At 59.6% G+C, this 25,393-nt stretch carries 22 protein-coding genes, 4 tRNA genes and 1 other RNA gene; 6 read left to right on the plus strand and 21 right to left on the minus strand.

The window, feature by feature from the left end:
* Positions 1-15: 15 nt before the first annotated feature.
* The gene (corA, locus tag ACJ8IL_RS16935; RefSeq protein ID WP_004934262.1) at positions 16-966 is read right to left on the minus strand and encodes a magnesium/cobalt transporter CorA; all 951 of its coding nucleotides are present in this window, start codon (positions 964-966) and stop codon (positions 16-18) included.
* A gap of 444 nt (positions 967-1,410) precedes the next feature.
* Here corA and ACJ8IL_RS16940 point away from each other — a divergent pair, with 444 nt between their 5' ends.
* Complete coding sequence (locus tag ACJ8IL_RS16940; RefSeq protein WP_025304875.1) at positions 1,411-1,884, plus strand: WbuC family cupin fold metalloprotein; 474 nt, start codon at positions 1,411-1,413, stop codon at positions 1,882-1,884.
* 45 nt (positions 1,885-1,929) lie between these two features.
* On the opposite strand, the gene uvrD is transcribed toward ACJ8IL_RS16940, so the two are convergent.
* The 6 genes from uvrD to lptM form a co-directional block, all read right to left on the minus strand.
* Positions 1,930-4,092, minus strand: a complete 2,163-nt coding sequence (gene uvrD, locus ACJ8IL_RS16945) for a DNA helicase II (RefSeq protein ID WP_025304874.1) — start codon at positions 4,090-4,092, stop codon at positions 1,930-1,932.
* Between the two features lie 78 nt (positions 4,093-4,170).
* Positions 4,171-4,887, minus strand: coding sequence for a 5-amino-6-(5-phospho-D-ribitylamino)uracil phosphatase YigB (gene yigB / locus ACJ8IL_RS16950; protein WP_025304873.1), 717 nt, complete (start codon positions 4,885-4,887; stop codon positions 4,171-4,173).
* Positions 4,887-5,798, minus strand: coding sequence for a tyrosine recombinase XerC (gene xerC / locus ACJ8IL_RS16955; RefSeq protein WP_060434799.1), 912 nt, complete (start codon positions 5,796-5,798; stop codon positions 4,887-4,889). The genes yigB and xerC overlap by 1 nt, the downstream gene beginning before the upstream one ends.
* A complete protein-coding gene (locus ACJ8IL_RS16960) occupies positions 5,795-6,508 on the minus strand; it encodes a DUF484 domain-containing protein (RefSeq protein ID WP_049203609.1) in 714 nt (237 codons plus the stop codon). Before ACJ8IL_RS16960 ends, xerC begins: the two co-directional genes overlap by 4 nt.
* Complete coding sequence (gene dapF, locus ACJ8IL_RS16965; protein ID WP_173889845.1) at positions 6,505-7,329, minus strand: diaminopimelate epimerase; 825 nt, start codon at positions 7,327-7,329, stop codon at positions 6,505-6,507. Before dapF ends, ACJ8IL_RS16960 begins: the two co-directional genes overlap by 4 nt.
* A 71-nt stretch (positions 7,330-7,400) precedes the next feature.
* Complete coding sequence (lptM, locus tag ACJ8IL_RS16970; RefSeq protein WP_004934241.1) at positions 7,401-7,607, minus strand: LPS translocon maturation chaperone LptM; 207 nt, start codon at positions 7,605-7,607, stop codon at positions 7,401-7,403.
* 78 nt (positions 7,608-7,685) lie between these two features.
* Here lptM and cyaY point away from each other — a divergent pair, with 78 nt between their 5' ends.
* Positions 7,686-8,006, plus strand: coding sequence for an iron donor protein CyaY (gene cyaY, locus ACJ8IL_RS16975; protein ID WP_173889847.1), 321 nt, complete (start codon positions 7,686-7,688; stop codon positions 8,004-8,006).
* A gap of 36 nt (positions 8,007-8,042) precedes the next feature.
* Here the strand turns inward: cyaY and ACJ8IL_RS16980 are convergent, their stop codons facing one another.
* Positions 8,043-10,595: a class I adenylate cyclase gene (locus ACJ8IL_RS16980; protein WP_019452546.1), complete on the minus strand. Its 2,553-nt coding sequence runs from the start codon at positions 10,593-10,595 to the stop codon at positions 8,043-8,045.
* A 316-nt stretch (positions 10,596-10,911) separates the two neighbouring features.
* Here ACJ8IL_RS16980 and hemC point away from each other — a divergent pair, with 316 nt between their 5' ends.
* Genes hemC through hemY form a run of 4 tightly spaced genes read left to right on the plus strand, consistent with a single transcriptional unit; the run spans position 10,912 to position 14,937 of the window.
* The gene (gene hemC / locus ACJ8IL_RS16985; protein WP_041037210.1) at positions 10,912-11,853 is read left to right on the plus strand and encodes a hydroxymethylbilane synthase; all 942 of its coding nucleotides are present in this window, start codon (positions 10,912-10,914) and stop codon (positions 11,851-11,853) included.
* Positions 11,850-12,590 (plus strand): uroporphyrinogen-III synthase, encoded by a 741-nt coding sequence (gene hemD, locus ACJ8IL_RS16990; protein WP_025304868.1) that lies wholly within the window; start codon positions 11,850-11,852, stop codon positions 12,588-12,590. The genes hemC and hemD overlap by 4 nt, the downstream gene beginning before the upstream one ends.
* A 22-nt stretch (positions 12,591-12,612) precedes the next feature.
* A complete protein-coding gene (gene hemX / locus ACJ8IL_RS16995) occupies positions 12,613-13,737 on the plus strand; it encodes a uroporphyrinogen-III C-methyltransferase (RefSeq protein WP_016929498.1) in 1,125 nt (374 codons plus the stop codon).
* Between the two features lie 3 nt (positions 13,738-13,740).
* Positions 13,741-14,937: a protoheme IX biogenesis protein HemY gene (gene hemY, locus ACJ8IL_RS17000; RefSeq protein ID WP_004934228.1), complete on the plus strand. Its 1,197-nt coding sequence runs from the start codon at positions 13,741-13,743 to the stop codon at positions 14,935-14,937.
* Positions 14,938-15,643: 706 nt separating this feature from the next.
* On the opposite strand, the gene ACJ8IL_RS17005 is transcribed toward hemY, so the two are convergent.
* The 13 genes from ACJ8IL_RS17005 to rfbA form a co-directional block, all read right to left on the minus strand.
* Positions 15,644-15,772, minus strand: a non-coding RNA gene (locus ACJ8IL_RS17005) — RtT sRNA.
* Between the two features lie 32 nt (positions 15,773-15,804).
* Positions 15,805-15,881, minus strand: a tRNA-Pro gene (locus ACJ8IL_RS17010).
* Between the two features lie 74 nt (positions 15,882-15,955).
* Positions 15,956-16,042 (minus strand) — tRNA-Leu (locus ACJ8IL_RS17015).
* Positions 16,043-16,083: 41 nt separating this feature from the next.
* Positions 16,084-16,159 (minus strand) — tRNA-His (locus ACJ8IL_RS17020).
* Positions 16,160-16,222: 63 nt separating this feature from the next.
* A tRNA-Arg gene (locus tag ACJ8IL_RS17025) sits at positions 16,223-16,299 on the minus strand.
* Positions 16,300-16,434: 135 nt separating this feature from the next.
* The gene (thrP, locus tag ACJ8IL_RS17030) at positions 16,435-17,838 is read right to left on the minus strand and encodes a bifunctional threonine/serine APC transporter ThrP (protein ID WP_025304867.1); all 1,404 of its coding nucleotides are present in this window, start codon (positions 17,836-17,838) and stop codon (positions 16,435-16,437) included.
* 366 nt (positions 17,839-18,204) lie between these two features.
* On the minus strand, positions 18,205-18,945 hold the full coding sequence (wecG, locus tag ACJ8IL_RS17035) for a lipopolysaccharide N-acetylmannosaminouronosyltransferase (protein WP_025304866.1): 741 nt from the start codon (positions 18,943-18,945) through the stop codon (positions 18,205-18,207).
* Positions 18,946-18,959: 14 nt separating this feature from the next.
* Entirely contained in the window at positions 18,960-20,327 is a 1,368-nt protein-coding gene (wzyE, locus tag ACJ8IL_RS17040) for an ECA oligosaccharide polymerase (protein WP_342096151.1), read from the minus strand.
* Entirely contained in the window at positions 20,324-21,409 is a 1,086-nt protein-coding gene (locus ACJ8IL_RS17045; RefSeq protein ID WP_060448382.1) for a TDP-N-acetylfucosamine:lipid II N-acetylfucosaminyltransferase, read from the minus strand. Before ACJ8IL_RS17045 ends, wzyE begins: the two co-directional genes overlap by 4 nt.
* Positions 21,406-22,656, minus strand: coding sequence for a lipid III flippase WzxE (gene wzxE / locus ACJ8IL_RS17050; protein WP_142591279.1), 1,251 nt, complete (start codon positions 22,654-22,656; stop codon positions 21,406-21,408). Before wzxE ends, ACJ8IL_RS17045 begins: the two co-directional genes overlap by 4 nt.
* A 1-nt stretch (position 22,657) precedes the next feature.
* On the minus strand, positions 22,658-23,788 hold the full coding sequence (gene rffA, locus ACJ8IL_RS17055; RefSeq protein ID WP_060434811.1) for a dTDP-4-amino-4,6-dideoxygalactose transaminase: 1,131 nt from the start codon (positions 23,786-23,788) through the stop codon (positions 22,658-22,660).
* The gene (gene rffC / locus ACJ8IL_RS17060; RefSeq protein ID WP_442516687.1) at positions 23,775-24,506 is read right to left on the minus strand and encodes a dTDP-4-amino-4,6-dideoxy-D-galactose acyltransferase; all 732 of its coding nucleotides are present in this window, start codon (positions 24,504-24,506) and stop codon (positions 23,775-23,777) included. The genes rffA and rffC overlap by 14 nt, the downstream gene beginning before the upstream one ends.
* The gene (rfbA, locus tag ACJ8IL_RS17065) at positions 24,484-25,365 is read right to left on the minus strand and encodes a glucose-1-phosphate thymidylyltransferase RfbA (RefSeq protein WP_049295055.1); all 882 of its coding nucleotides are present in this window, start codon (positions 25,363-25,365) and stop codon (positions 24,484-24,486) included. The genes rffC and rfbA overlap by 23 nt, the downstream gene beginning before the upstream one ends.
* Positions 25,366-25,393 lie beyond the last annotated feature (28 nt).

Consider the following 25,393-nt stretch of genomic DNA (forward strand, 5'->3'; position numbering starts at 1 on the left):
CCCGGCGCCGCCGGGTTACAGCCAGTTTTTGCGCTTGAAGTACAGGTAAGGGGCCAGGCCGGCCAGGATCATCAGCGTGATGGCGCCCGGGTAGCCGAACGACCATTTCAGTTCCGGCATGAATTCGAAGTTCATGCCGTAGCTGGAGGCCACCAGCGTAGGCGGCAGGAATACCACCGACACCACCGAGAAGATCTTGATGATGCGGTTCTGTTCGATATTGATGAAGCCCATCGCCGCCTGCATCAGGAAGTTCACCTTCTGGAACAGCGATTCGTTGTGCGGCAGCAGGGATTCGATGTCGCGCAGCACTTCACGCGCCTGCTCCAGCTGGCCGGTCGGCAAACGCGCCTTGCGCACCAGGAAGTTGAGCGCGCGCTGGGTATCCATCAGACACAAACGCACCTTCCAGCCGATATCTTCCAGCTCCGCCAGCGTCGACAGCGCGGCGTCGTATTCGTCGCCCTGATGCCCTTCCATGATCACCCGGCTGAGCTGTTCCAGATCGCTGTAGATGTTCTCTATCTCGTCCGCCAGCTGTTCAATCTTGGTTTCGAACAGATCCAGCAGCAGTTCGTAGGCGTTGCCTTCAAGCATGGTCTGGTTGCGGGCGCGCATGCGGTACAGGCGGAACGCCGGCAGTTCACGCTCGCGCAGGGTATACAGGCGGCCGTCGCGAATGGTGAACGCCACCGTGGAGTTGCCGGCGTGATCTTCCGCATCTTCAAAGTAGAAGAAGGAGTGGATATGCAGACCGTCTTCGTCTTCAAAGAAACGGGCGGAGGCTTCGATGTCGTCCAGTTCGGGACGCGTCGCCAAGCTTTGTCCCAGCTCATTCTGCACGCGCTCACGCTCGCCCTCTTCCGGCTCGACCAGATCAACCCACAGCGATGACGTGAGATCATCCGAGTCGTCCAGTTCCAGACGGGACAAGCGGCGGTTATCTAATTTAAAAGCGCTCAGCATGTGCCAAAACTCCGTGAAGGTAACGGGTGCGGACAACGCGTTGAAGCACAGAAACAGAGGGGATGCGTATCACCGATTGTTTCAGACCATGAAGAGATCTGACTCATAGCGACACTTTGCGGGGTCGCCGACAACCACGAAGGCTATCAGCAAAAACGGAGAGCCTTAGAAGTTATACCTGCGGCGCAGGTCAGTGAGCCAGTATCTACTGGGTGTGTCCAAGGCGTCTGTCCTCAATGATAATAGTGCGCGCATGTTACGCCGAGAAGAAAAAGCCTGTCAACACGTTAGGCGGGATAATTGCGCAACAAATCATCACGATGATCAATGGCAGAAATGACGCTTAAACCGTACTGAAAAAGTCGCGACGATCGCTTACCGCCACCAAGAATGTTGCTAAGATGACATCACCCTAATGGTACGACAAGCATGCGGATTTAAACGATGAAACAGATTACCGCCCATGAACTGACCGCGATGAGCGAACAGGCCGCCAGCGTGCCCCGCCTGCGCGCGCACCGCACCTTACACGAAGAGCTGAGCGACCCGGTGCAACGCCTGGCGATCGCCATGGAGCCCGGCACCTATATCCGCCCGCACCGCCACCCGCAAACCTGGGAGCTGCTGACGCCGCTGCGCGGTCGTTTTGTCGTGTTGCAGTTCAACGATGACGGCGTCGTCATGCAGCGCACCCTGCTCGGCGAAGAAACCAAAGTGCTGGAGATGCCGGCATTTACCTGGCATGCGGTGCTGTCGGTCGATGCCGGCGGCGTGGTGTTCGAAGTGAAGCAGGGCCCGTATCAGGCGCTGACCGAAGAGGACTGCATGCAATGGGCACCGCAGGAAGGCGGCGAAGGCACCGAAGCGGTGATGCGCTGGTATGCCACCGCGCAGGTCGGCGATCGCTACCCTCACTGATAATGAACGATTGCAGGGGCCTGCCCCTGCAACTCTCCCCGCTCTTTATACCGTTTCCAGGCGAGCGTAGGCCGCCACCAGCCACTTGATGCCCTCGCCCGGGAAAGCGATCTGCAACCGGCTGTGCTCGCCGCTGCCTTCCAGATTGACGATGGTGCCTTCGCCAAACTTGGGATGGCGCACGCGCTGACCCAGCTTGTATCCGGTGTCGTTCTCGCTGATCGGCGTGCCCATGCGGCGGTGATTGACCGGGCGCGATACGCTGGCGCGCAGGCGCACTTCTTCCACGCACTCCTCCGGCAGTTCGCCGATAAAGCGCGACGGCCGATGGTAAACCTCTTTGCCGTACAGACGGCGCGTTTCGGCGTAGGTCAGCGTCAGCTTCTGCATGGCGCGCGTTACGCCCACATAGGCCAGACGGCGCTCTTCCTCCAGACGGCCGCCTTCATCCAGCGACATCTGGCTCGGGAACATGCCTTCTTCCATGCCGACGATAAACACCAGCGGGAACTCCAGCCCTTTGGCCGAGTGCAGGGTCATCAGCTGCACCGCATCCTGATAGGCGTCGGCCTGGCCTTCGCCCGCTTCCAGCGCCGCATGCGACAGGAACGCCTGCAGCGGCATCAGATCCTGATCTTCTTCCTGATAGCTGAACTGGCGCGTCGCCGTCACCAGTTCCTCAAGGTTTTCGATACGCGCCTGCCCCTTTTCGCCCTTTTCCTGCTCATACATGATGAACAACCCGGAATCGCGGATCACCCGGTCGGTCTGCACGTGCAGCGGCATATCGGCGGTTTCATGAGCCAGCGACTCCACCAGCTCGATGAAGCGCTGCAGCGCCGACGCGGCGCGGCCGGCCAGAACCTTGTCCTGCATCAGCTCGCGCGTCGCCTGCCACAGCGTCAGCTGGCGATCGCGCGCCGCCTGGCGCACCACGTCGAGGGTGCGATCGCCGATGCCGCGCGTCGGGGTGTTGACCACGCGCTCGAAGGCCGCATCGTCGTTGCGGTTGGAAATGAGGCGCAGGTAAGCCAGCGCATCCTTGATTTCCTGGCGTTCGAAGAAGCGCTGGCCACCGTAGATGCGGTACGGCATCGCCGTCTGCAGCAGCGCCTCTTCCAGCACGCGCGACTGGGCGTTGCTGCGGTACAGGATGGCGCAGTCGTTCAGCGCGCCGCCGTTGTCTTGCCAGGTCTTGATGCGGTTGACCACGAAGCGCGCTTCGTCGAGTTCGTTGAAGGCGCAGTAGAGGGAAATCGGCTCGCCTTCGCCGCCTTCGGTCCACAGATTTTTGCCCATGCGCCCGTCGTTGTTGGCGATCAGGGTGTTGGCCGCTTTCAGGATGTTGCTGGTGGAACGGTAGTTCTGCTCCAGGCGGATCGTTTCCGCGCCGGGGAAGTCCTTCAGGAAGCGCTGGATGTTTTCCACCTGCGCGCCGCGCCAGCCGTAGATCGACTGGTCATCGTCGCCGACGATCATCACGTTGCTGTTGCCGCCCGCCAGCAAGCGGATCCAGGCGTACTGGATGCTGTTGGTATCCTGGAATTCGTCCACCAGCACGTTGGTGAAACGCTCGCGGTAGTGGTTGAGGATATGCGGCTTGTTCAGCCACAGTTCGTGCGCGCGCAGCAGCAGCTCGGCGAAATCCACCAGCCCGGCGCGATCGCAGGCTTCCTGATAGGCCTGATAGATGCGCAGCCAGGTGGCCTCTACCGGGTTGTTGTAGGTCTCGACGTGCTGTGGCCGCAGGCCCTCGTCTTTCTTGCCGTTGATGTACCACATCGCCTGACGCGGCGGCCACTGCTTCTCGTCGACGTTCAGCGCCTTGATGATGCGCTTGAGTAGCCGCAGCTGGTCGTCGCTGTCGAGGATCTGGAAATCCTGCGGCAGGTTGGCTTCCAGGTGGTGGGCGCGCAACAGACGATGCGCCAGGCCGTGGAAGGTGCCGATCCACATGCCGCCCTGGCTGGTGCCGATCAGATGTTCGATACGGTGGCGCATTTCCGCCGCCGCCTTGTTGGTGAAGGTCACCGCCATGATCGAATACGGCGAACAATTCTCGACCGACAGCAGCCAGGCGATGCGATGCACCAGTACCCGCGTCTTGCCGCTGCCCGCCCCGGCCAGAACCAACAGGTTGCTGCGCGGCGCCGCCACGGCTTCACGTTGTTTTTCATTCAGGCTGTCGAGCAGATCGGAGACGTCCATAGGCACCACTAATGGTTAAGGGAAAACCCGCCGGTGACGGGTTTTTCACTGGAAATTTATACAGAGTTCTGGCAGGGATTATAACAATGCTGTCAGCGATGCCAACTGCGAAATCTCAATATGCGGCAGCAAGCGGCTGTCGGCAGCCTGCATCAGGCAGCGTTGCCGATCGTTGATCCAACAGGCCTGCAGCCCCGCGCGCAGCGCGCCGGCGACGTCGGTAGTCAGATCGTCGCCCACGTGCAGGATCTGCTCGGGCGCCACGCCCAGCCGCTCAACGGCCAGGTGGTACATGTCCTGGTACGGCTTGGCGCGCCCGTCCGGCCCGGAGCGCAACACGAACTGGAAATAACCGTCCAGGCCGCATAGCGACGGATCGACGTTGCCGTTGGTGATCGCCACCAGCGGGTAGCGCGCGGCCAACGCCTTCAGCGTGGCGTGGGTCGCTTCCGGCACCTCGATGCGGCTGCGCCACAGCGCGAAGTTCTGCATCGCCGCATCGGCCCCGATCGCCGCTTCGGCGTCGCGCAGCCCCTGCCGGCTCAGCGCCAGATGAATGGCGCGCCAGCGCCACTGGGTGACGTCATGGTAGATCTCCGGCTCCTGCTCGCGCAGCTCCTGACGCAGGCGATGAAAATCCGCCGACTGAAAGCTGCTCAGGCCGGGGTGATAACTCTGCAGGAAGGCCACCGATTGTTGTTCGGTTTGCCGGATCACCGGACGGTTATCATACAGCGTGTCGTCCAGATCGAAAGTCAGCGCCGCCAGCGGGCGCAGCGGGCGATAAAAATGCATCAGGATTTCCCCCGTTTGGCACGCGGATGCGCGGCATCGTACACGTTCGCCAGATGTTGAAAGTCGAGGTGGGTATAAATTTGCGTGGTGGTCAGGTTGGCGTGGCCGAGCAGTTCCTGCACCGCGCGCAGATCGCCGCTGGACTCCAGCATGTGGGTGGCGAAGGAGTGGCGCAGCTTGTGCGGGTGAATATGGCTGTTGACGCCCTGTTTCACGCCCCACTCGGCGAAGCGCTTTTGCACGTTGCGCGTCGAGATGCGTCGCCCCTGATTGGACAGGAACATCGCGTCATCTTCCGGCCCGAACAGATCGCGCATCGCCAGCCAGTGTTCCAGCCAGGTGACGGCGGTGCGCCCGATCGGCAATTTGCGCTCTTTGCTGCCTTTCCCCATCACCCACACCTCGCCGGCGGCCATATCGACATGACGGCAATCCAGCCCCACCAGCTCGGAGAGGCGCAGGCCGGCGCCGTACATCACCTCCAGCATGGCGCGATCGCGCACCGCCAGCGGATCGTTGAGATCGATCTCCAGCAGCTGGTTCATTTCATCGACGTCGATGTTTTTCGGCAGATGGCGGCCGCTGCGCGGCGTGCGGATGCCCTTGGCGGGGTTGGCGTGCAATACGCCCTGGCTGACCAGCCAGTCGAGGAAACTGCGCAGCGAAGAAAGCCGCAGCGCCAGGCTGGCGGACTGCAGGCCGGCGCGTTTGCTGCGCGCCGCCAGCATGCGCACCCGGGCGGCATCCAGCGCCACCCAGTCGGTGACGCCGATCTCCTGCGCCAGGCGCATCAGCGCCGCCAGCTGGCGTGAATAGCTGAGCTGCGTCAGCGGGCTGAGTTGGCGTTCTACCTTGAGATAACGCAGAAACGCGTCCACCGGCTGCTGCAGGCTGGGCGCAATCGGCGTCATGCGCGTTCGACCCAGCGTTCCAGCAGTTCCGGCAGCATGCGCGCCAGTTGATTGAGCATCACCGTGCCCATGCCCTGCTGATAGTGTTGCGTATCGCGGCTGCTGAAGATCACCATGCCCAGTTCACCGTCGTCGCCCAGCATCGACAGCGCCACCGAGCCAATCTGGCCAATCTGTTTGGCCTGCGGCAACAGCAGCAGCAGTTCGGGGCCGTTCAGACCACCGAGGTAATGTTGTTCGCTGCCCAGCCGCTGAATGCGGAACGGCTCGAACGCCGAACGCGTCAGCGCCAGGTGGGTGAAATCGGAAGGCGCGCCGATATTCCAGCGCTCGGCGAACAGCCGAACCGTGGCACCGGCCAAACCGAAGCCGCGCGCCCAGCGCTGCAGCCGGTTGAGCATGTCCTGCAGGCTGTCGGCAGTGGCCAAATCGGCCTGCAGGTGCAGCAACCGGGCGAACAGCCCTTCGTTGGCGCTGGCCTGCTCCATCAACAGCGTGATCTCTTCTTCCAACCGTTCGATGTGATTGCGCTGGCGGGCCAGGTGCCATTCCACCAGCGAAACGGTGCCGCGCACCGGGTGCGGCACACGCATCTGCTCAACCTGGCGCGCGTTGCGAATAAAGAAATCCGGGTTCTGCAGCAGGTACTGCATCACGGTGTCGTCATCCAGCGCCAGGCCAGCGACGCTCTGTTCTTCTACGCTTTTCATAGATGAATAAATCCGTCATAGACATGGGTTGCCGGACCGGTCATAAACAGCGGGTTGCCCGGCCCTTTCCAGCGAATATGCAGGCTGCCGCCCGGCAGTTCTACATGCACCTCTTCTGACAGCAATTCCTGTTGGATCCCCACCGCCACCGCCGCACAGGCGCCGCTGCCGCAGGCCTGCGTTTCGCCGGCGCCGCGTTCATAAACGCGCAGCTTGATGTGATCGCGGCTCACCACCTGCATAAAGCCGATGTTGGCCCGTTCCGGGAAGCGTTCATGCCCTTCCAGCACCGGCCCGAGCAGCTCCACCTTGGCGGTTTTTACATCATCCACCTGCAAAACACAATGCGGGTTACCCATCGACACCACACCGCACAGCACGGTATGTTCCGCCGCGCGCATGATGTAGGTCTTTTCAGCCTTAGTAGCGCGGAACGGCACCGCCTGCGGGTCGAAATTCGGTTCGCCCATGTTGACGCACACCAGATCGTCGTCGGTGACGCTGAGCACCATGCGCCCGGTTTGGGTGCTGACACGGATGTCGCGCTTGTTGGTCAGCCCTTTCAGCCGTACGAAACGCGCGAAGCAACGCGCGCCGTTGCCGCACTGCGCCACTTCGCTGCCGTCGGCGTTAAAAATTCGGTAGTGAAAATCCAGTTCGGGATCGTAAGGCGGTTCTACCACCAGCATCTGGTCAAAGCCGACGCCCAGGTGCCGATCGGCCAACCGGCGGATCAGCTCAGGTGAAAAATAGACATTCTGTGTAACGGCATCGACCACCATAAAGTCGTTGCCCAGACCGTGCATTTTGGAGAACTGCATATCATACTCCGCTATCTGGACGCGCTATCCGTCTTGATGTTGCGGTGGCGCTCGCTACCGCAAACCGGGGTTTACTGGTCAACCATCGACGGTTTTTGCTGAGAGCCAGACTGCTCCTGCTGGTTCTTTTGCACCTGATCGCCCGTTTGCACCGGCGGCTTGGCCGGTTTCTGGCTGGCGGGATCGGCAGGCGGGAAGTAAAGCGGGCCTTTCAGACCGCAGCCGGCGAGGCCGGTAACCAGAACTGCCATCAGCGCATAGCGTAGTTGTTTTTTCATTTGCATTAATGCCTGTAATTCATGCGTCCAAGGTCTCTATAATCGCAGGTGGATCATGAAAAGCAATAGGAATTGAATATGAACGACAGTGAGTTTCACCAGTTGGCCGACCAGCTGATGCTGAATATTGAAGAGACACTGGACGATTTTGACGGCGATGCGGATATCGATTACGAAACCAATGGCGGCGTAATGACGCTGAGCTTCGAAAACGGCACCAAAATCGTCATCAACCGCCAGGAGCCGCTGCACCAGGTGTGGCTCGCCACCAAGGCCGGCGGTTATCACTTCAACTACCGCGACGGCATTTGGCTATGCGATCGCAGCGGGCAGCCGTTTTATCAGCTGCTCAGCGAAGCGGCCAGCGCGCAGGCCGGCGAGGAACTGCATTTTTCCTGAGGCTAAGCAGGGCTCGGCAACCGAGCCCTTGCGGCGTCAATGCAGCTGGAACTGCTGTTTCAGCGGCTGAGCGGCGCCGTCGGCCACCGTCACGCACAGGCTGGACAGCACGTTGCTGCGGAACGGGATCACCTGCGTGCGCCCGTCGAGTTGCACGATCTGATAGAACTGCGGCAGATTGAAGTTGATGAAGCTGGAGCCGTAGGTGAAGCGATCGTGCGACGAGGAGTAGAAGCGGCTGACGTCGCGCACCAGCTCCTCTTTACTGCCCTCGCAGTGGTGATACACCTCCACCCGATTCGACTCATCCAGAATATAGATGTTGAAGCCCTTGTCGTCTGAGGTGTCTTCGAAGAAGAACTGGATGATCCCCTCGCTGGCGAAGCCGTCCACCACCGGCGGCAGATGCACCTGATCGGTTTCCACCTTGATAGACAGGCCGTGCAGCTTGTTGTTGGAGATCGCACCGTAAAACTCCACCGCATTCTCCAGCTTTTGCACCGACACGCTCAGGCGCTCGAAGAACAGCCCCCAAGTCTGCCCGGCAACGCGCACCGCCTTGAAGCGGCCGGGTTCCAGCCGGGTACTGGACAGGCGCAGCTCGATGCACTCCGACACCAGCTGCTGGATACGGGTGCGGATCAGGCCGCGCAGGTGCTGGCTGTAGCAGAACACTTCCACCGACTCCGGCGGCGCGGCGTCCTGGTGCATTTTGCCGAGAATGGTCTTCAGCGCTTCCAGCACCGACTGCTCGCCGCTGAAATGCAGGGTACGCACTTCGTTCCAGGAGTTGCGATACAGCAGATCGATACTGCCCACCAAACACTGCTGCTGCTGGCCGAAGCTGAACACGTCCAGTTTGCGGAAATCGAAGTGCACCACCTGATTGCGGAAGGCGGCGGTCGGATCGTTTTCCAGATTGACGATGATCGCCAAATGCCGGATCTCACACGGGCTGTACAGCGCTTTCGGCGTTGGCGCCGGCAGGCGCAGCGGGAAGTGATGAGAAACGTCGGCCACCAGTTCCTGCAGTTTGGCGGTGTCGCACAGGTTGCCGCTTTTGATGTGCAGGCGGGTCTGCGGCGTTAGCAGGCCGTTGAAATAGGCCCAGGCCACCAGCTTGTTCAGGTAGCGGTTATATTCCAGCGGCTGATGGCTGACGATCGAATCCATAGCCGGTGCCTGATTATACAGGTACCAGCCGGTGCGGTTGGCGCGGCCAACCGGCACGTGAATAAAGGTTAAATCGTTTTCCGACAGGTCCGGTGAGATCTGCGGGTTCACCAGCGTCACCTTGCCGGGCAGCGCTTCGAACGCCGCGTACAGTTTGCGGGTCAGCACGCCGATATCCTGCGGGCTGGCGCTGACGCTGAGGTTGTTGCGGCGAGCGAAACGGATCAGGTTGCGGTAGCTTTGCATCATCGCATCGAGCAGTTCGTTATGCGCTTCGCGCACCCGCTCGATTTTCCAGTTGGCGCGGTTATCCAGCATCGCCAGACGCTCTTCGCTCCAGCCCCACTCGCTGACCAATTGGCTGAGGATCTCGCGTCGCCAGCCGACGCAGGCCTTGGCCAGCGACAGCTTTTCACATACTTTCAGGTAAAAACAGCGGCGGGCCAGATCGAGGCGGGTGGTGTCGTTGATGTCGGTCAGGTAGCGGGTCACGCGCTCAAGCATCATGCAGTAGGCATCAAGCCCGAAGCTGACGATCTCACCCTGATGCAGCCGGTGTTTGATGTCCGTCGCCAGCAGTTGGGTATTGGGGTATTCCCAGGAATAGGCTTCCAGCAGCAAGGTCTTCAGCACCGCCTTGTAAGGCGAATCGATGCTCTTGTACAGCTGCCACAGGCTGGCGCCGAAGTACTCTTCCGCCGACAGCGAACTCAGGCCACCGAGATCCAGCCACTCGTTCGGCGTCAGCGCACCCTGCGCGTACAGCGACAGCACGTATTCATCGTAGTGCGCTTCTTCTTCACCCGGTACCATGTTCCACAGGATGCGTTTGCCAGCCAGGCGCACTGCGGTGCGATAGAATTCATCGAGCAACAGGATGTGCTGCGTCGAGCCGCAGTCTTCGCCACCCAGGCTGCCGCTTTCATTATGGCGGAAGCGGTTTTCGTCGATCAGGAAGAAGCTGACCTCCACCCCCATCGAGGCGGCCCACTTCTCAAGCAGGCTGCATTTTTGCTGCAAACGGGTGCGTTCTTCGTTGTCCAGCCAGGACTGGTGGCAGACCCAGATGTCGAGATCCGAACTGCAGCTTTGGCCGATAGACGAGGTGCTGCCCATCGAGTAGACGCCGGTGATCGGCAGCTCGCCGCTGGCCGGCTTGTCAAACGGGCTGCCCCATTTGTCTTCTAAATCGTTCAGGTAATCTTGTTGAGTTTCATCAGGCGTGTAGAGGCAAATGCCATGGGGAACGTTACCGTTCAGGTAACCCGGCATCAGCGGGTGGTGGTGGTGCAGTAAGGTGGGCAGCAGACTGTATACCCGTTGAAACGCGGGCTTCATAGCCGCTAGGGCGCGATCGACGCGTAGCTGATTGATCGCATCCAGTCTCTGCTTCAATGTCTCGATGTAGAGGTACAAGACGTCTCGCCTGATTATCCCGGTGTTTAGAAAAAAACCCGTATTCCATAAGCGCCGTTAGTGTAAGAAGAATATTTGGCGACTTATTGCTGGAAACGTGATCAATTTAACACCTTGCTGATTGACCGTAAAGGAGGTAACGCTTCACAATTATTGTAGCGCTTCCCTAAACGATTTACCCGCAGTGTTAACTGCCCCAAAGCACATCACACGTCCCTTTGATTCCGTTGTCCTTTTTCCGCCTCCGGCTTCTTGCACTGACAGTATTGGCTCTCAGTGGTAGGATGGATGGCGAAATATAAAAACGGTAACAAGCATGTTAGACAAAATTATTCGAATTGCCACCCGACAAAGCCCGCTTGCACTCTGGCAAGCACATTATGTGCAGCAACGTCTGATGGCCAGCCATCCCGGCCTGCAGGTCGAGTTGGTGCCGATGGTGACGCGCGGCGACGTTATTCTGGATACGCCGCTGGCGAAAGTCGGCGGTAAAGGCCTGTTTGTTAAAGAACTCGAGCTCGCGCTGCTGGAAGGCCGCGCCGACATCGCCGTGCACTCGATGAAAGACGTGCCGGTCGATTTCCCTGCCGGCCTCGGTTTGACCACCATTTGCGAACGCGAAGATCCGCGCGACGCTTTTGTTTCCAATCGTTTCGCCTCGCTCGATCAGCTGCCGCAGGGCAGCGTGGTCGGCACCTCCAGCCTGCGCCGCCAGTGCCAACTGCGCGAACGCCGCCCGGACCTGATCGTACGCGACCTGCGCGGCAACGTCGGCACTCGCCTGGCCAAGCTGGACAACGGCGACTACGACGCGATTATTCTGGCGGTGGCCGGCCTGAAGCGCCTGGGGCTGGAGCAACGCATCCGCAGCCCGCTGAGCGCCGAAGAGTGCCTGCCGGCGGTCGGCCAGGGTGCAGTCGGCATTGAATGCCGTCTCGACGACAGCGTCACCCGCGCGCTGCTGGCGCCGCTGAACCATGCGGCTACCGAAACCCGCGTGCGCGCCGAACGGGCGATGAACACTCGCCTGGAAGGCGGCTGCCAGGTGCCGATCGGCAGCTATGCCGAACTGGATGGCGACAGCCTATGGCTGCGCGCCCTGGTCGGCGCGCCGGACGGCAGCCAGATGGTGCGCGGCGAACGCCGCGGCCCGGCCGCCGAGGCTGAACGGATGGGCGTTGAGCTGGCGGAAGAGCTGCTGGCGCGCGGCGCGCGCGAGATCCTGCGCGAGGTTTATCAGGGAAATCCGCCGGCATGACGATCCTGGTAACCCGCCCATCGCCTTCGGGAGAGCGGTTAGTGAGCCGGCTGCGCGCACTCGGCCGGGTTGCCTATCATGCACCGCTGATCGACTTCGCCCCCGGCAGCGATCTGCCGCAGCTGCCGCAGGCGTTGCAGCAGTTGAACGCCGGCGATCTGGTATTCGTGCTGTCGCAGCATTCGGTGAACTATGCCGATTCGGTCATCGGCCGCGCCGGACTGAGCTGGCCCGCTCACCTGGCCTATTACGCCATTGGCCGTACCACCGGACTGGCGCTGCACCGCATCAGCAGTTTGCCGGTGGAATACCCGCGCGAGCGCGAGATCAGCGAAACGCTGCTGCTGCTGCCGGCGCTGCAGAAACTGGCGGGCAAACGCGCGCTGATTTTACGCGGCAACGGCGGCCGCGAGTTGCTGGGCACAACGCTGAGCGAGCGCGGCGCCGACGTCAGCTATTATGAATGCTATCAACGCAGCCCGGTGCACTACGACGGCAGCGAGCAAAGCGCCCACTGGCAGCGTGCCGGTGTGGATACGCTGGTGGTGACCAGCGGTGAAATGTTACAACAGCTCTATACTTTAGTTCCTGATTACTATCGTTCTTCATGGCTGCTGCGTTGCCGCCTGGTAGTAGTGAGCGAACGCCTGGCTACCCTCGCCCGGGATTTGGGCTGGCGTACGATTCGGGTAGCTGACAACGCCGATAATGACGCGCTGATCCGCGCGCTACAATAATCTGACTATGGGATGTGCCACTATGACGGAACAAAATACCCCAGCCGCCCCGGTTGAAGAGCCAACCACCGCGGTTGAGAGCTCCCAGCAGCCAGCCGCTGCCAGCCGCAAAGGCAAGAACACCGGCCCGGTGCTCGGCGCGATCGCTATCGTGCTGGTCATCGCCCTCGGCGCGGGCGGCTATTACCACACGCACAAGCAGGCGCAACAGCTGATCGCCGCCAATCAGGCGCTGCAGCAGCAGCTTGAAGGCGTGAAGCAGAGCCAACAGCAGGAAAGAAATGCGCTGGAAGGCCTGCTGCAGCAGCAGGGTAAAACCCTGGACGCCGCCGATCGCGAGCAGGCGAATCTGGCGCGTCAACTGAGCGAGCTGCAGGAAAAAGTGGCGACCATCTCCGGCAGCGACGCCAAAACCTGGCTGCTGGCGCAGGCCGATTTCCTGGTGAAAATGGCCGGCCGCAAGCTGTGGAGCGATCAAGACGTGACCAGCGCCGCCGCGTTGCTGAAAAGCGCCGACGCCAGCCTGGCGGACATGAACGATCCTAGCCTGCTCGACGTGCGCCGCGCCATTACCGAAGACATCAGCACGCTTTCTACGCTGACCCAGGTCGATTACGACGGCATCATCCTCAAGGTCAATCAGCTGTCCAACCAGGTGGATAACCTGCGCCTGGCCGATAACGACACCGACGAAGCGCCGATGGATCAAAACAGCAGCGAGCTCTCCGGCTCGATCGGCGAATGGCGGCAGAACCTGGCCAAGAGCTGGCGCAATTTCATGGCCGACTTCATCACCATCCGCCGTCGCGATACCAGCGCCGAACCGCTGCTGGCGCCGAACCAGGACATCTACCTGCGCGAAAATATCCGTTCGCGCCTGCTGGTGGCCGCACAGGCCATCCCACGCCACCAGAACGAGACCTACAAGCAATCGCTGGAAACCGTCTCCACCTGGGTGCGCGCCTATTTCGACACCACCGATCCGGCGACCAAGGCTTTCCTGGAAGAGCTGGATAACCTGAGCCAACAGTCGATCTCGATGGACGTGCCGGATCAGCTGAAAAGCCAGCCGCTGCTCGAAAAAGTGATGCAGACCCGGGTGCGCAACCTGATGACCCAGTCCCCTGCCGCTCACCAGGAGGGTTAAGCCATGTTACGCGTGCTATTTCTGTTCCTGGTGGTGATCGCCAGCGTGGTGCTCGGGCCGATGTTGGCCGGGCATCAGGGCTACGTGCTGATCCAGACCGATAACTACAATATCGAAACCAGCGTCACCGGCCTGGTGATCATGTTGGTGCTGCTGTTCGTGGTGCTGCTGGCGATCGAGTGGATCCTGCGCCGCATCTTCCGTACCGGCGCCCGCACGCGCGGTTGGTTTATCGGCCGCAAGCGCACCCGCGCGCGCCAGCAAACCAAAGCCGCGCTGATCAAACTGGCGGAAGGCGACTATAAGCAGGTTGAGAAGCTGATGACGCGCAACGCCGATCACGCTGAACAGCCGGTGGTGAACTACCTGCTGGCCGCCGAGGCCGCGCAGCAACGCGGCGATGACTTCCGTACCAATCAATATCTGGAACGCGCCGCCGAAGCCGCCGACACCGATCAGCTGCCGGTGGATATCACCCGGGTTCGCATCCAGCTGGCGCAGGGCGAGAACCACGCCGCGCGCCACGGCGTCGATCGCCTGCTGAACCAGGCGCCGCGCCATCCGGAAGTGCTGCGCCTGGCGGAACAAGCCTATCTGCGCACCGGCGCCTACGCGTCGCTGCTGGAAGTGCTGCCGTCGATGCGTAAAATCGAACTGCACAGCGAAGAGCAGCTGCAGGCGTTGCAGCAGCAGGCTTACATCGGTCTGATGAATCAGGCGATGGCGGACGAAGGCAGTGAAGGCCTGAAGCGCTGGTGGAAAGATCAGAGCCGCAAGACGCGTCACGAGGTGCCGCTGCAAATCGCGATGGTGGAACACCTGATCGAATGCAACGACCACGAGCTGGCACAGGAGATTGTGCTCGACAGCCTGAAGCGCCAATACGACGAGCGCCTGGTGCTGTTGCTGCCGCGGCTGAAGTCCGGCAACCCCGAGCAGCTTGAGAAAGCGCTGCGTCAGCAGATGAAACAACACGGCGCGACGCCGCTGTTAAACAGCACGCTGGGGCAACTGCTGATGAAGCACGGCGAGTGGCAGCAAGCGGCCGACGCCTTCCGCGAAGCGCTGAAACAGCGTCCGGACGCCTACGATTACGCCTGGCTGGCCGATACGCTGGAGAAACTGCATCGTTCGGATGAAGCGGCGCAGATGCGGCGTGAGGGGCTGATGTTGACGCTGAAACAGAACGGCGGCGAATAACGCCCTGCCCGAGAGAGAAGAGCGCGGCCCCGATGCCGCGCTTTTTTTTTGCTCAGGGTTTTTCTGTGGCGCAAAAAAAACACTTGCCGTATGGCAAGTGTATAAAGAAGCAATCAGGTCTAGGACAACAGGGGCGGTGCCTCACTCAACGTTCTGCCCTGAGCGTGATGACGGGTTAGTCATCGTTCTCGTGGGCGATAGGCACCCTAAATCGGCTCTGCGTCATTCCCAGGGTTTATGAAGCCTAAGGCGAACATAAGAGGTGGAATGAGCATCTACGCTATAGATATAGCATTTGGCGTGCCAACTTTTATATTGAGTCCATCCCCATAAGAAAATAGAATTCAAGATATTGAAAATATTGATTTTTTATTTAATCCCATCCTTTGCGTTGCAAACCACTTCCTGGCATTCCTTGCCAGCGGCCGTTATCAGGATGTCGCCTCAAAACGACGACTTAAGCCAAAGCCAACTTTATTTTTTTAAATCAATGAATTATTTGTCTCAACCTGACGACAGCGCTGGATGGCGTTGTCGCTGAAAACCAACACGCTTGCCAGCAGAGACAAAATGCCCATCCTTCGATACGCAAAAAACCCGCGCATTGCTGCACGGGCTTGTCGGTATTAGCTTCGTCATGCTGAGAAAACTTGCTCTCATAAACGGCAGATGTAAAAAAACCGACTTGCGTCGGTTTCTTTGAAAGTGGTCGGCGAGAGAGGATTACGCGCATCTTTGATGCGCGCCCTGCGGGCCGTTGCTAAAGCAACGTTGTCTCGCTTCGCGAGGCTCGAACCTCCTGCGGAGGTACTCATCCTCATAAACTGCAGGCGTAAAAAAACCGACTTGCGTCGGTTTCTTTGAAAGTGGTCGGCGAGAGAGGATTCGAACCTCCGACCCACTGGTCCCAAACCAGTTGCGCTACCAAGCTGCGCTACTCGCCGATTTGTGTTGCTCATACTACCCGATTTATCAGACCGTTGTCCATATAAATCTTATATTTATCAGATATTTTGCGTGGTGCGAAGAGAGGGACTTGAACCCTCACGTCCGTAAGAACACTAACACCTGAAGCTAGCGCGTCTACCAATTCCGCCACCTTCGCACTGTCACAAAATACTGCTAAATCTTCACTTCGTTAGGAAGTGGGGTGGCTAATGGGACTCGAACCCACGACAACTGGAATCACAATCCAGGGCTCTACCAACTGAGCTATAGCCACCATTACTACTTCTTCTTACTCACGCGGTAATATTACCACCGCAGCTCCTGCGCACAAACTTAATGGCGCGCCCGACAGGATTCGAACCTGAGACCTCTGCCTCCGGAGGGCAGCGCTCTATCCAGCTGAGCTACGGGCGCGTAGCGCCGTTGCGGGAGGGGATACTACGGATTTACGCCAATCCTGTCTAGTGCTTTTTCGCAGAAATGTTGCGTTTGATTACGCTTTGCTCACTCCTGCGCAGGAAAGCGCACTCCGTAGCCCCTTTTCACCGTTTATTGCCGCGTTTCTACCCGATTTTCAGCCGGATGATGTTTCTTATGCATACCGAAAGCGAAGTAGCACAGGCTGACGCCGGCTAAGAAAATCGCCCCGACCAGCAGGGAAATTCGCGTATCTGGGTTGATTCCCATGCCGACCAACACGCAAACCAGAAAAGCGATGGTCAGATAGTTCACATACGGGAACATGATCGACTTAAAGCTGTGGGTTTTGATCGCTTCCTTATGGGCACGGCGGAAATAGAGCTGGCTTATCAGCACCACGAACCACGGCACCATGCCCGGCAGCACGCTGGCGCTGTAGACATACACGAACACCTGCTCCGGATTCGGGATGATGTAGTTCAGCGCGGACCCCACCAACAGACAGGCGATGGTGACGGCGATGCAGTTCACCGGCACACCGCTGGCGGAAAGCTTGGTCAACGCCGCCGGCAGTTGGCGGTTCTTGGCCAGGGCGTACAGCATGCGGCCGCCGCTGTACATGCCGCTGTTGCAACCGGAGAGCGCGGCGGTCAGCACCACAAAGTTGATAATGCCGGCGGCGGCGACGATGCCGATCTTGGCGAAGGTCAGCACAAACGGGCTGCCGGTGGTGCCGATGCCGTTCCACGGGAAGATGGTCACGATGACGAAGATTGCGCCGACATAGAAGATCAGGATGCGCCACAGGATATTGTTGATCGCGCGTTTCAGCGTCACCTGCGGGTTCTTGGCTTCCCCGGCGGTGATGCCTACCAGCTCAACCCCCTGATAGGACGCCACCACGATGCACAGCGCAAACAGGAAGCCTTTCCAGCCACCGGCAAAGAAACCGCCGTGCGCCGTCAGATTGGCGAAACCGATAGGCTCACCGCCGTTGCCGAAACCGAAGAAGATCACCCCCAGCCCCACCAGAATCATCACGATGATGGTGGTGACCTTGATCATGGCGAACCAGAACTCCAGCTCACCGTACAGGCGCACCGCCGCCAGGTTGGCCAGCGCCACCATCGCCACGGCGATCAGTGCAGGCACCCACTGCGGTATTTCCGGGAACCAGAACTGCACATACACCCCGATGGCGGTGATCTCAGAAATACCAACGGCGATCCACATAAACCAGTAACCCCAGGCGGTCAGGTAACCGAAGTAGGGATTCATGTACTTATGCGCGTAAACGGCAAACGACCCGGCGACCGGCTCGAGGAACAGCATCTCCCCCATCGAACGCATAATGAAAAACACGAACAGCCCGGCGATGATGTAAGCCAGCAGCACCGACGGCCCGGCCCATTTCAGCGTACTGGCCGAACCCATAAACAGGCCGACGCCGATGGTGCCCCCCAGAGCGATAAGCTCGATGTGCCGGGCCTCAAGGCCCCGGTGTAGCCCTTGCGGTTTCTCTTTGTGTGCCATAAATCCTCAATAATTTTTCTCGGGTTGTGTTTGCCTGCCGGCCGCTGCCGGTCGTTATTGTCATTATTAAAAGAATAAATCATCCCCTGCCGTTCGGGTTGGCATCAACGGGTAGTCGGAGCGAAGTTACCGTGAGAAGAACATCGTTCAGCGCTGTCGCATCAGGCTTCAGCGGCCGGGGATAATTTCCGGGCGGTATCGTTTCGCATTTCGCCGCTATAAGCAAACCGCAATTTAAAACTTTATGGAATAAATGCGGCGACGTTTAGGGCTGGGGGTTATAGATATGCGGGAGAAACGTGCAAAAGCAGATTATTGGTACAGCAGACCGGAGCGGAACAGCACTTTCCGCCCCGGATGTAGAGGTTACATCTTGCCGCTGTAGTAGTAGCCGACAAACTTCAACAGCTTCAACTGCCGGCCGATGCGGCTGGGCTGGCTGAGCAGGCGGTAGAGCCACTCCAGACCGAGGTTCTGCCACACCTTGGGCGCACGCTTCACGTGGCCGGTAAAGACGTCGTAGGTGCCGCCCACGCCCATGTACAGCGCCTGCGGATGCACCTTGCGGCAGTCGCGCATCAGGATCTCCTGCTTCGGCGATCCCATCGCCACCGTCACGATAGCGGCACCGCTGGCGCGAATACGCTCGAACAGCGCCTCACGTTGCTCCGGTTTGAAATAGCCATCCTGGCTACCCACCAGGTTGACATTCCACTGGCTGCGCAGCTTTTGCTCGGTTTCCGCCAGCACCTCCGGCTTGCCGCCGACCAGGAAGACCGGCGTGCCTTCACGACCGGCGCGCTGCATCAAGGCTTCCCACAGATCGGCGCCCGCAACGCGCGAAACGTCCGCCGCCGGGTATTTGCGGCGAATCGAGCGCACCATGCTGATGCCGTCGGCGTACTTGTACTCCGCCTCATCCAGCAACGCATGCAGCGCCGGGTCCTCTTCCGCCTTCAGGATCTTTTCCGCGTTCATGGCCACCAGCGTGCCCTGTTTGACCCGGCCGCCGTCGAACAGAAAGTCCATGCAGTGCGCCATATCGCGAAAGCCCCACAGGCTGAAACCGCGCAGCTCATACTGCGGCACCGAAATCTTTGTTTCCATCGTTCTCATTACCCTTACAAAAGACCGTCCGCCCGTGGGGGAGAGGCCAGCGCGCGGGCGCGCGTCACTCTGGCCTTGATGAGCCCGGCGGTATCGAACAGCCAATACAGCAACTTCGCCAGCACCAGACAGGCGCCGAAAATAATGCAGAAGAACACCACGCGCGAAACGAATGAGTCCACCCCTTCGCGCGCCAATACGATTATGTTGAACACCGCGCCGAAGCAGAATCCTTGCAGGATAGCCGCCTTATAGCGGTTCGGCTCGGTTTTGCCCAACTCATACAGCCAGTCGAACCACTTGATGATCATGCCCACCAGAATCGCGCCGAGCGGGATAAACAGCGCGCCGCCCATCACCACCAGCGAACCGATCAGCGTCGGGGATATCGCCAGCCCGGAGTGATTGTTCAGCACTTCCCAGGTGAAATAGTTGGCCGAGTTCAGCACCACGTCCGGCCGGCCCGGCCATAGCCACGTTGGGATAAAGACGTAGAAATCGCGCAGGATCGGCGCCAGGCCCTGGAAATCGATCTTGTCGTAATTTTGCAGCAGCAGCGCCAGATTTTCCCACGGCGAGAAAGTATCTCGGGTCAGATAAAGGAAGGTATAAAACGCTTCCGCGCCGCTGACGTCCAGGCTGTAGCGCTTCAACGCCAGCCAGAACATGCCGACCACACCGAATATGCCCGCCGCCGCCAACATCCACAGCGTGATCCAGCCGCGCACGATACCGATAAACAGGAACAGCGCGAAGGCGATGATGATATTGGCGCGGGTGCCGCCGACGATGACGTAGGTCAGAATGCCGAACGCCACCGTCGCCACCAGGAACAAGAACCAGGCGCGCAGATCCTGCCGCAGGAAATAGACCACCAGCATCGCCGGAATGAAGAAGTAGAAGAACCGTTTGAGCGCCACGCCGGACACGTCGCTGGAGAAGATCTGGCTGTAGGAATTGAGCTTGAACAGCAGGAAGCCGTTCTGCATGAAGAAGATACCCACGGTGCCGAGCGCCACCAGGGCCAGAAGCACCCAGGTCATATGGGTTTCCACCCGGTTCATGGTGAACAGCGCCGCACGCGGCTGAGAGCGGCGCTTGCGCAGCCGGGTCTTGTAGGTGACGTAATAGATGGCGTAAAACGCCGTCGCCGACAGCAAGGCGTACAGCAGAAACTCCACCGGCACCACCTCGACGTCAAACTGAAACACCAGCAGACAGGTCAGCGGGAAGCCGAAATAAAACGTCAGCAAATACAGCAGCGAGAAGAAGACGTTGAAGTTAAAGCGCACGCGCCGAAACTCCTGGTAGGTCAGCGTCAGAATAAACGTCAGGCTGACCAGGTAGACGACGAACAGGCCGCCGAATTGCGCCAACGTCATGAGTGCTCTCCCGCCGCCAGCGCCAGGGCTTGCTGCCAGCCGTCGACATAGTTCGGATTGAAGAAAGCGATCGCCTGTTTATCTACCGCCGCCAGCTGACGCTGCGCTTCGCGCACCACCGCCTCGTCGAGCGAGTCGCCGTAGAACAGCACCGGCAGGTGCTGTTCCGCCAAATCCTGCCAAAACGGGTTTTGCCGGCTGAGCACGAAAGGCACGCCAAACTGAATCAGCAGGCACAGGGTGCCTATCCCCTGCTGGCGATTGAAAATGAAATAGCCGAGATCGCAGGCGCGCAGAATATTGAGGTAGTCTTCAAATGCCACCTGCTGCGTGAGCAGCTGCAGATTTTTCTCGCCGAACAGCGGCAATCCGGCGGCACGCACCTGCTCGATGTAAGCGTCGTTATTGGCCGGATAGCCCATCGGCAGGATCACGCGCACGTCGGCGCCGAACTGCTGATGGATCGCCTGCAGTGCTTCGATATGCCGATTGCTGCGATCGCCGGAGTTGCCCACCAGAATCGTCATCGGCCCGGCCAGATTTTTCTCGACGTGAACGTCGGTCAGCGCCGGATCCATGCGGGTCGGGAAGTACAGCAGCGAAGCCGGTACCCGCGCATGGCGCTGCTGGTAGTGAATCACGTCGCCGCGGGTAGCAAATACATTCCCCACCCGCCCCTGGGCAATGCGGCGCAGCAGATAAAACAGCCTGAATTTCCAGCTGGTGGCGTCTTCGTACAGATCGGCGCCCCAAATATGCCAACTGACCTGACGCGCCTTGATCTTGCCGCTCAGCAGCGCCAGCCACAGCCCCGGATTGAACTGGCCGTGCAGGAAGAAGCGTGCAGCGCGATCGGCCTGGGCACGGGCGATGACCGCTGCCGCCAGGCTTTTCTTGTCGGCGTAGGGCTCAATATTCAGGGCGGGGAAATCACCCAGTGCCGCCACATCCTTGGCCGCCACCATAAAATGCCGCGTCTGCTCAGCCGGCAAACGCGGCGCCAGCACGTCGTTGAAGAAGCGCAGCACCGTCTGGTTATGATGCGGAATATCGGATCCCAGAACGTGAATCAGTGTGGTCATACTCGTCTACGATAAATAAGGAACACGCAGCTACAGAGCGCGAAATACACGATGTAGGTTGCCATATAGGCCTGAGCCGCCCCCAGCGCGCCGTGCAGCGGGATCAGCCAGTGCGAGAACAGCGTCAGCAGCAGAAACTGGCTGACTTCCGTCAGGATATAAAAGCGCAGCGACGCTTTAGCGATCACCAGATAGCCGAACACATAAGCCCCGACTTTCAGCACGTCGCCCACCAGTTGCCAGGCAAACAGATCGCGCATGGCGACGAATTTATCCGAGAACAGCAGCCAGATAGCGAAATCGCGCAGCACCCAGACCGTAAAGCTCGCTGCCGCTACCGCCGGCAGCACGAATTTCAGCGAGCGCACGATCTCCCGCGAGATGGCGCCCTTGTCCGTCAGCCGCGACAGCGTCGGCAGCAGATAGACGGTAAACGAGGCGGTGATAAACTGCAGATAGGCATCGGAAATGCTGCTGACGCCTTGCCAGATCCCCACCTCATCCCAGCCGTAATGCGCGGCCAGCAGGTTTCGCATCATGACGTAGGCCACCGGCAGCGTCACCGAGGTGATCAACGCCATGACGGTGAATTTGCCGAGGTTACCGGCCACCCGTTTGTCCCAGCGCAGCGCCAAATAGCGCAGCGGCAGCGTTTTGCGCCGCCACAACATCAGCCCGGCCGGCAGCACCACCAACGCCGGCACCAGCGCCAGCCCCGCCAGCGCGCCTTCATAGCCACCCAGCTTGAAGCACAGGTAATATGCCACCACGCCGATCAGGCTGCCGCCGATCACCGCCAGCGCATTGCCCATCGCGTCGCGATAGCCTTTCAGCACCGCCATGAACAGGTTGGCGTAGGCGATGCCCATCTGAATGAAAGCGACGGCGCGCACCACGCCGACGTAATCGGCATGCCCGAACAGCCCGATGCTGATCGGTTCGGCGGCGAACAGAAACACCAGCGCCAGCAAGGTCGAAAAGCCCAGCACGATGCTCGACGCGGTACCGACCGCCAGGCGCAAACGCTGCGGATCCTGATGGTACTCCGCAACGTATTTGGTTATACCGTTAAAAATACCCGCGCCGGACAGCACGCCCAGCACGGTGATCAACTGGCGAAAGTTACCCGCCTGCCCCACGCCGCTGGGGCCAAACGCTACCGCCAGCAGTTTCACCACCAAGAGCCCCACGCCAATTTTGATCAGCGTGGAGCCGGCGGTCCATATCGATGCTTTTGCCAACGACATATCAGGCAAAGAAGCTCAGGATGGTATTGATTACCGTACGCTGATTGACATCAGACATATTGTAGAACAGCGGCAAGCGCACCAGACGCGCACTTTCCTGCGTGGTGTAACGATCTTCGCCGGCAAAGCGGCCAAAGCGTTCACCGGCCGGGCAGTCATGCAGCGGGATATAGTGGAACACGGCCATGATTTCGGCTTCCTTCAGGTAGTCGATAAAGGCCGTGCGCTCTTCGATATCACGCAGCTTGATATAGAACATGTGCGCGTTATGCACGCAGTCGGCTGGGATGCTCGGCAGTTCGATGCGGCCGGCCTTCGCCAACGGCAGGAAGCTGTCGTAGTACTTCTGCCACAGTGCCAAACGGCGCTGGTTGATGCGTTCCGCCACTTCCAGCTGGCCCCACAGGTAAGCGGCCTGCAGGTCAGACATCAAATAGCTGGAACCGATGTCGCGCCAGGTATATTTATCGACCTGGCCACGGAAGAACTGGCTGCGGTTGGTGCCTTTCTCGCGGATGACTTCCGCCCGATCGATCAGGGCCGGATCGTTCACCAGCGTCGCGCCGCCTTCGCCGCCGGCGGTGTAGTTTTTGGTTTCATGGAAGCTGAAGCAGCCGATATGGCCAATGGTGCCCAATGCCTTGCCTTTGTAGGTCGACATCACACCCTGCGCGGCGTCTTCCACCACGAACAGGTTATATTTCTTCGCCAGCGCCATGATGGTATCCATCTCGCAGGCAACGCCGGCATAGTGCACTGGCACAATCGCGCGGGTTTTATCGGTGATCGCCGCTTCGATTTTGGTTTCGTCGATGTTCATGGTGTCCGGCCGCAGGTCGACGAACACCACTTTGGCACCGCGCAGCACAAAGGCGTTGGCGGTTGAAACGAAGGTAAAGCTCGGCATGATCACTTCGTCACCCGGCTGAATATCCAGCAGGATGGCGGCCATTTCCAACGACGCGGTGCAGGAAGGCGTCAACAACACTTTCGCGCTGCCGAAACGCTGTTCCATCCACTGCTGGCAGCGACGGGTAAAGCCGCCGTCGCCGCACAACTTACCGCTGCCCATAGCAGCCTGCATATATTCCAGTTCAGTGCCAACAACCGGTGGAGCGTTAAATGGAATCATGTCTACCTCTGTATAACCAGTACGCGGTGCTTTCAATCACGGCACCCTGTCGTTGATAGAGTCGTAATGCGGCGATATTGCTTATCTGGGTCGCGACCCGTAGGCGCTGCATCCCTTGCCGCCGACATTCGGCCAGCGCCGCCGTCATCAGCCTGGCGCCCACGCCACGGCCAGATGCGCCGGGGAAAACCGCCAACAGGCCGATGCGCGTTTCCTGGCCGCCAATGTCACGCAGGCTGACAAATCCCTCTGGCCGCCCCTGTTCGTCCAGCGCCAACAGGCACTGATGATCGAAGGTACCCAGAACGGCCTTTTCGATCCACAAAGCATAAAACCGGCCGCTGTCATCAGGTTGATACCAGGGGGTACGAAAGCGGCTGACGGTGAACGCCTGAGCCGCCGCGGTGCGCAATGCCGGGATATCGGCTTCTGCCGCCAGGCGGGACGTCTGGGCGACGAAACCCGGTTCAACCACGTGATCATGCTCAAGAGCCAGAACCAGATCGACCTCGCCCTCAACCAGGCGAAATCCCAAATCAGCCAGACCGTCCGCCAACGCAAGGTGCTGAGCGGGGACTTTGGCCTGCACCAAGGCATAAGCCGCCAAGTCGGCCTCAGCCAGAACCGGGGCTGAGGAGGAGAAGCTGAGTTTCGCGCTGTCTAGCGCGAAAAACTCGCTTTCCCACTCCAAAGGCTCAATAATGGCGTGGACGCACATGCAGTAAATCCAGCAAATACTTGCCATAGCCCGTTTTGGACAAGGAGTGGGCGGCACGTTTGACGCCCTCATCATCCAGCCAACCGTTGCGCCAGGCGATCTCTTCCAGACAGGCGATTTTAAAGCCCTGACGTTTCTCGACCGTCTGCACGAAGCTGCTGGCTTCTAGCAGACTGTCGTGAGTCCCGGTGTCCAACCAGGCGAAACCACGTCCCAACAGCTCGACGGTCAGTTCACCGCGCTCCAGATACATCTGGTTGATGCTGGTGATTTCCAGCTCGCCGCGCTCGGAAGGCTTCACCTGCTTGGCAAACTCCACCACTTGGCTATCGTAGAAGTACAGACCGGTCACCGCCCAATCGGATTTCGGTTTCTTCGGCTTTTCTTCGATCGACAACGCACGGAAGTTATCGTCAAACTCCACCACGCCAAAGCGTTCAGGATCCATGACCTGATAACCGAATACGGTGGCCCCCTCGGTGCGGGCCGCGACGGTTTTTAATTTCGGGCTGAAAGATTGGCCGAAGAAGATGTTATCGCCCAACACCAGGCAGCAAGAATCGCCGTTGATAAACTCCTCGCCGATCAGGAACGCCTGGGCCAGGCCTTCAGGCTTAGGCTGCGCAGCGTAGCTGAGATTGATGCCGAATTGTTCGCCGTTACCCAGTAAACGCTCGAAGGACGGCAGATCTTCCGGGGTCGAGATGATCAAAATATCGCGGATCCCCGCCAGCATCAGTACCGACATCGGGTAATAGATCATCGGCTTATCGTAAATCGGCAACAGCTGTTTCGAGACTCCGCGGGTAATCGGATGCAGACGCGTCCCGGAACCCCCAGCCAGTACAATACCTTTCATACTTGCTCCCAAATCCGCAGTGCCTTAT

The organism is Serratia sp. CY47444 (assembly GCF_052168635.1).
In the GTDB taxonomy this organism is placed as follows: Bacteria; Pseudomonadota; Gammaproteobacteria; order Enterobacterales; family Enterobacteriaceae; genus Serratia; species Serratia bockelmannii.

Bases quoted from the DNA above. Each gene is read 5' to 3' on its own strand.
- xerC (WP_060434799.1), bottom strand. From the start codon at position 5,798: ATGACGCCGATTGCGCCCAGCCTGCAGCAGCCGGTGGACGCGTTTCTG.
- hemD (WP_025304868.1), top strand. From the start codon at position 11,850: ATGACGATCCTGGTAACCCGCCCATCGCCTTCGGGAGAGCGGTTAGTG.
- hemY (WP_004934228.1), top strand. From the start codon at position 13,741: ATGTTACGCGTGCTATTTCTGTTCCTGGTGGTGATCGCCAGCGTGGTG.
- lptM (WP_004934241.1), bottom strand. From the start codon at position 7,607: ATGAAAAAACAACTACGCTATGCGCTGATGGCAGTTCTGGTTACCGGC.
- ACJ8IL_RS17045 (WP_060448382.1), bottom strand. From the start codon at position 21,409: ATGACCACACTGATTCACGTTCTGGGATCCGATATTCCGCATCATAAC.
- uvrD (WP_025304874.1), bottom strand. From the start codon at position 4,092: ATGGACGTCTCCGATCTGCTCGACAGCCTGAATGAAAAACAACGTGAA.
- cyaY (WP_173889847.1), top strand. From the start codon at position 7,686: ATGAACGACAGTGAGTTTCACCAGTTGGCCGACCAGCTGATGCTGAAT.
- wzyE (WP_342096151.1), bottom strand. From the start codon at position 20,327: ATGACGTTGGCGCAATTCGGCGGCCTGTTCGTCGTCTACCTGGTCAGC.
- rfbA (WP_049295055.1), bottom strand. From the start codon at position 25,365: ATGAAAGGTATTGTACTGGCTGGGGGTTCCGGGACGCGTCTGCATCCG.
- ACJ8IL_RS16960 (WP_049203609.1), bottom strand. From the start codon at position 6,508: ATGAAAAGCGTAGAAGAACAGAGCGTCGCTGGCCTGGCGCTGGATGAC.
- thrP (WP_025304867.1), bottom strand. From the start codon at position 17,838: ATGGCACACAAAGAGAAACCGCAAGGGCTACACCGGGGCCTTGAGGCC.
- hemC (WP_041037210.1), top strand. From the start codon at position 10,912: ATGTTAGACAAAATTATTCGAATTGCCACCCGACAAAGCCCGCTTGCA.
- wecG (WP_025304866.1), bottom strand. From the start codon at position 18,945: ATGGAAACAAAGATTTCGGTGCCGCAGTATGAGCTGCGCGGTTTCAGC.
- ACJ8IL_RS16940 (WP_025304875.1), top strand. From the start codon at position 1,411: ATGAAACAGATTACCGCCCATGAACTGACCGCGATGAGCGAACAGGCC.
- dapF (WP_173889845.1), bottom strand. From the start codon at position 7,329: ATGCAGTTCTCCAAAATGCACGGTCTGGGCAACGACTTTATGGTGGTC.
- yigB (WP_025304873.1), bottom strand. From the start codon at position 4,887: ATGCATTTTTATCGCCCGCTGCGCCCGCTGGCGGCGCTGACTTTCGAT.
- corA (WP_004934262.1), bottom strand. From the start codon at position 966: ATGCTGAGCGCTTTTAAATTAGATAACCGCCGCTTGTCCCGTCTGGAA.
- rffC (WP_442516687.1), bottom strand. From the start codon at position 24,506: ATGTGCGTCCACGCCATTATTGAGCCTTTGGAGTGGGAAAGCGAGTTT.
- wzxE (WP_142591279.1), bottom strand. From the start codon at position 22,656: ATGTCGTTGGCAAAAGCATCGATATGGACCGCCGGCTCCACGCTGATC.
- rffA (WP_060434811.1), bottom strand. From the start codon at position 23,788: ATGATTCCATTTAACGCTCCACCGGTTGTTGGCACTGAACTGGAATAT.
- hemX (WP_016929498.1), top strand. From the start codon at position 12,613: ATGACGGAACAAAATACCCCAGCCGCCCCGGTTGAAGAGCCAACCACC.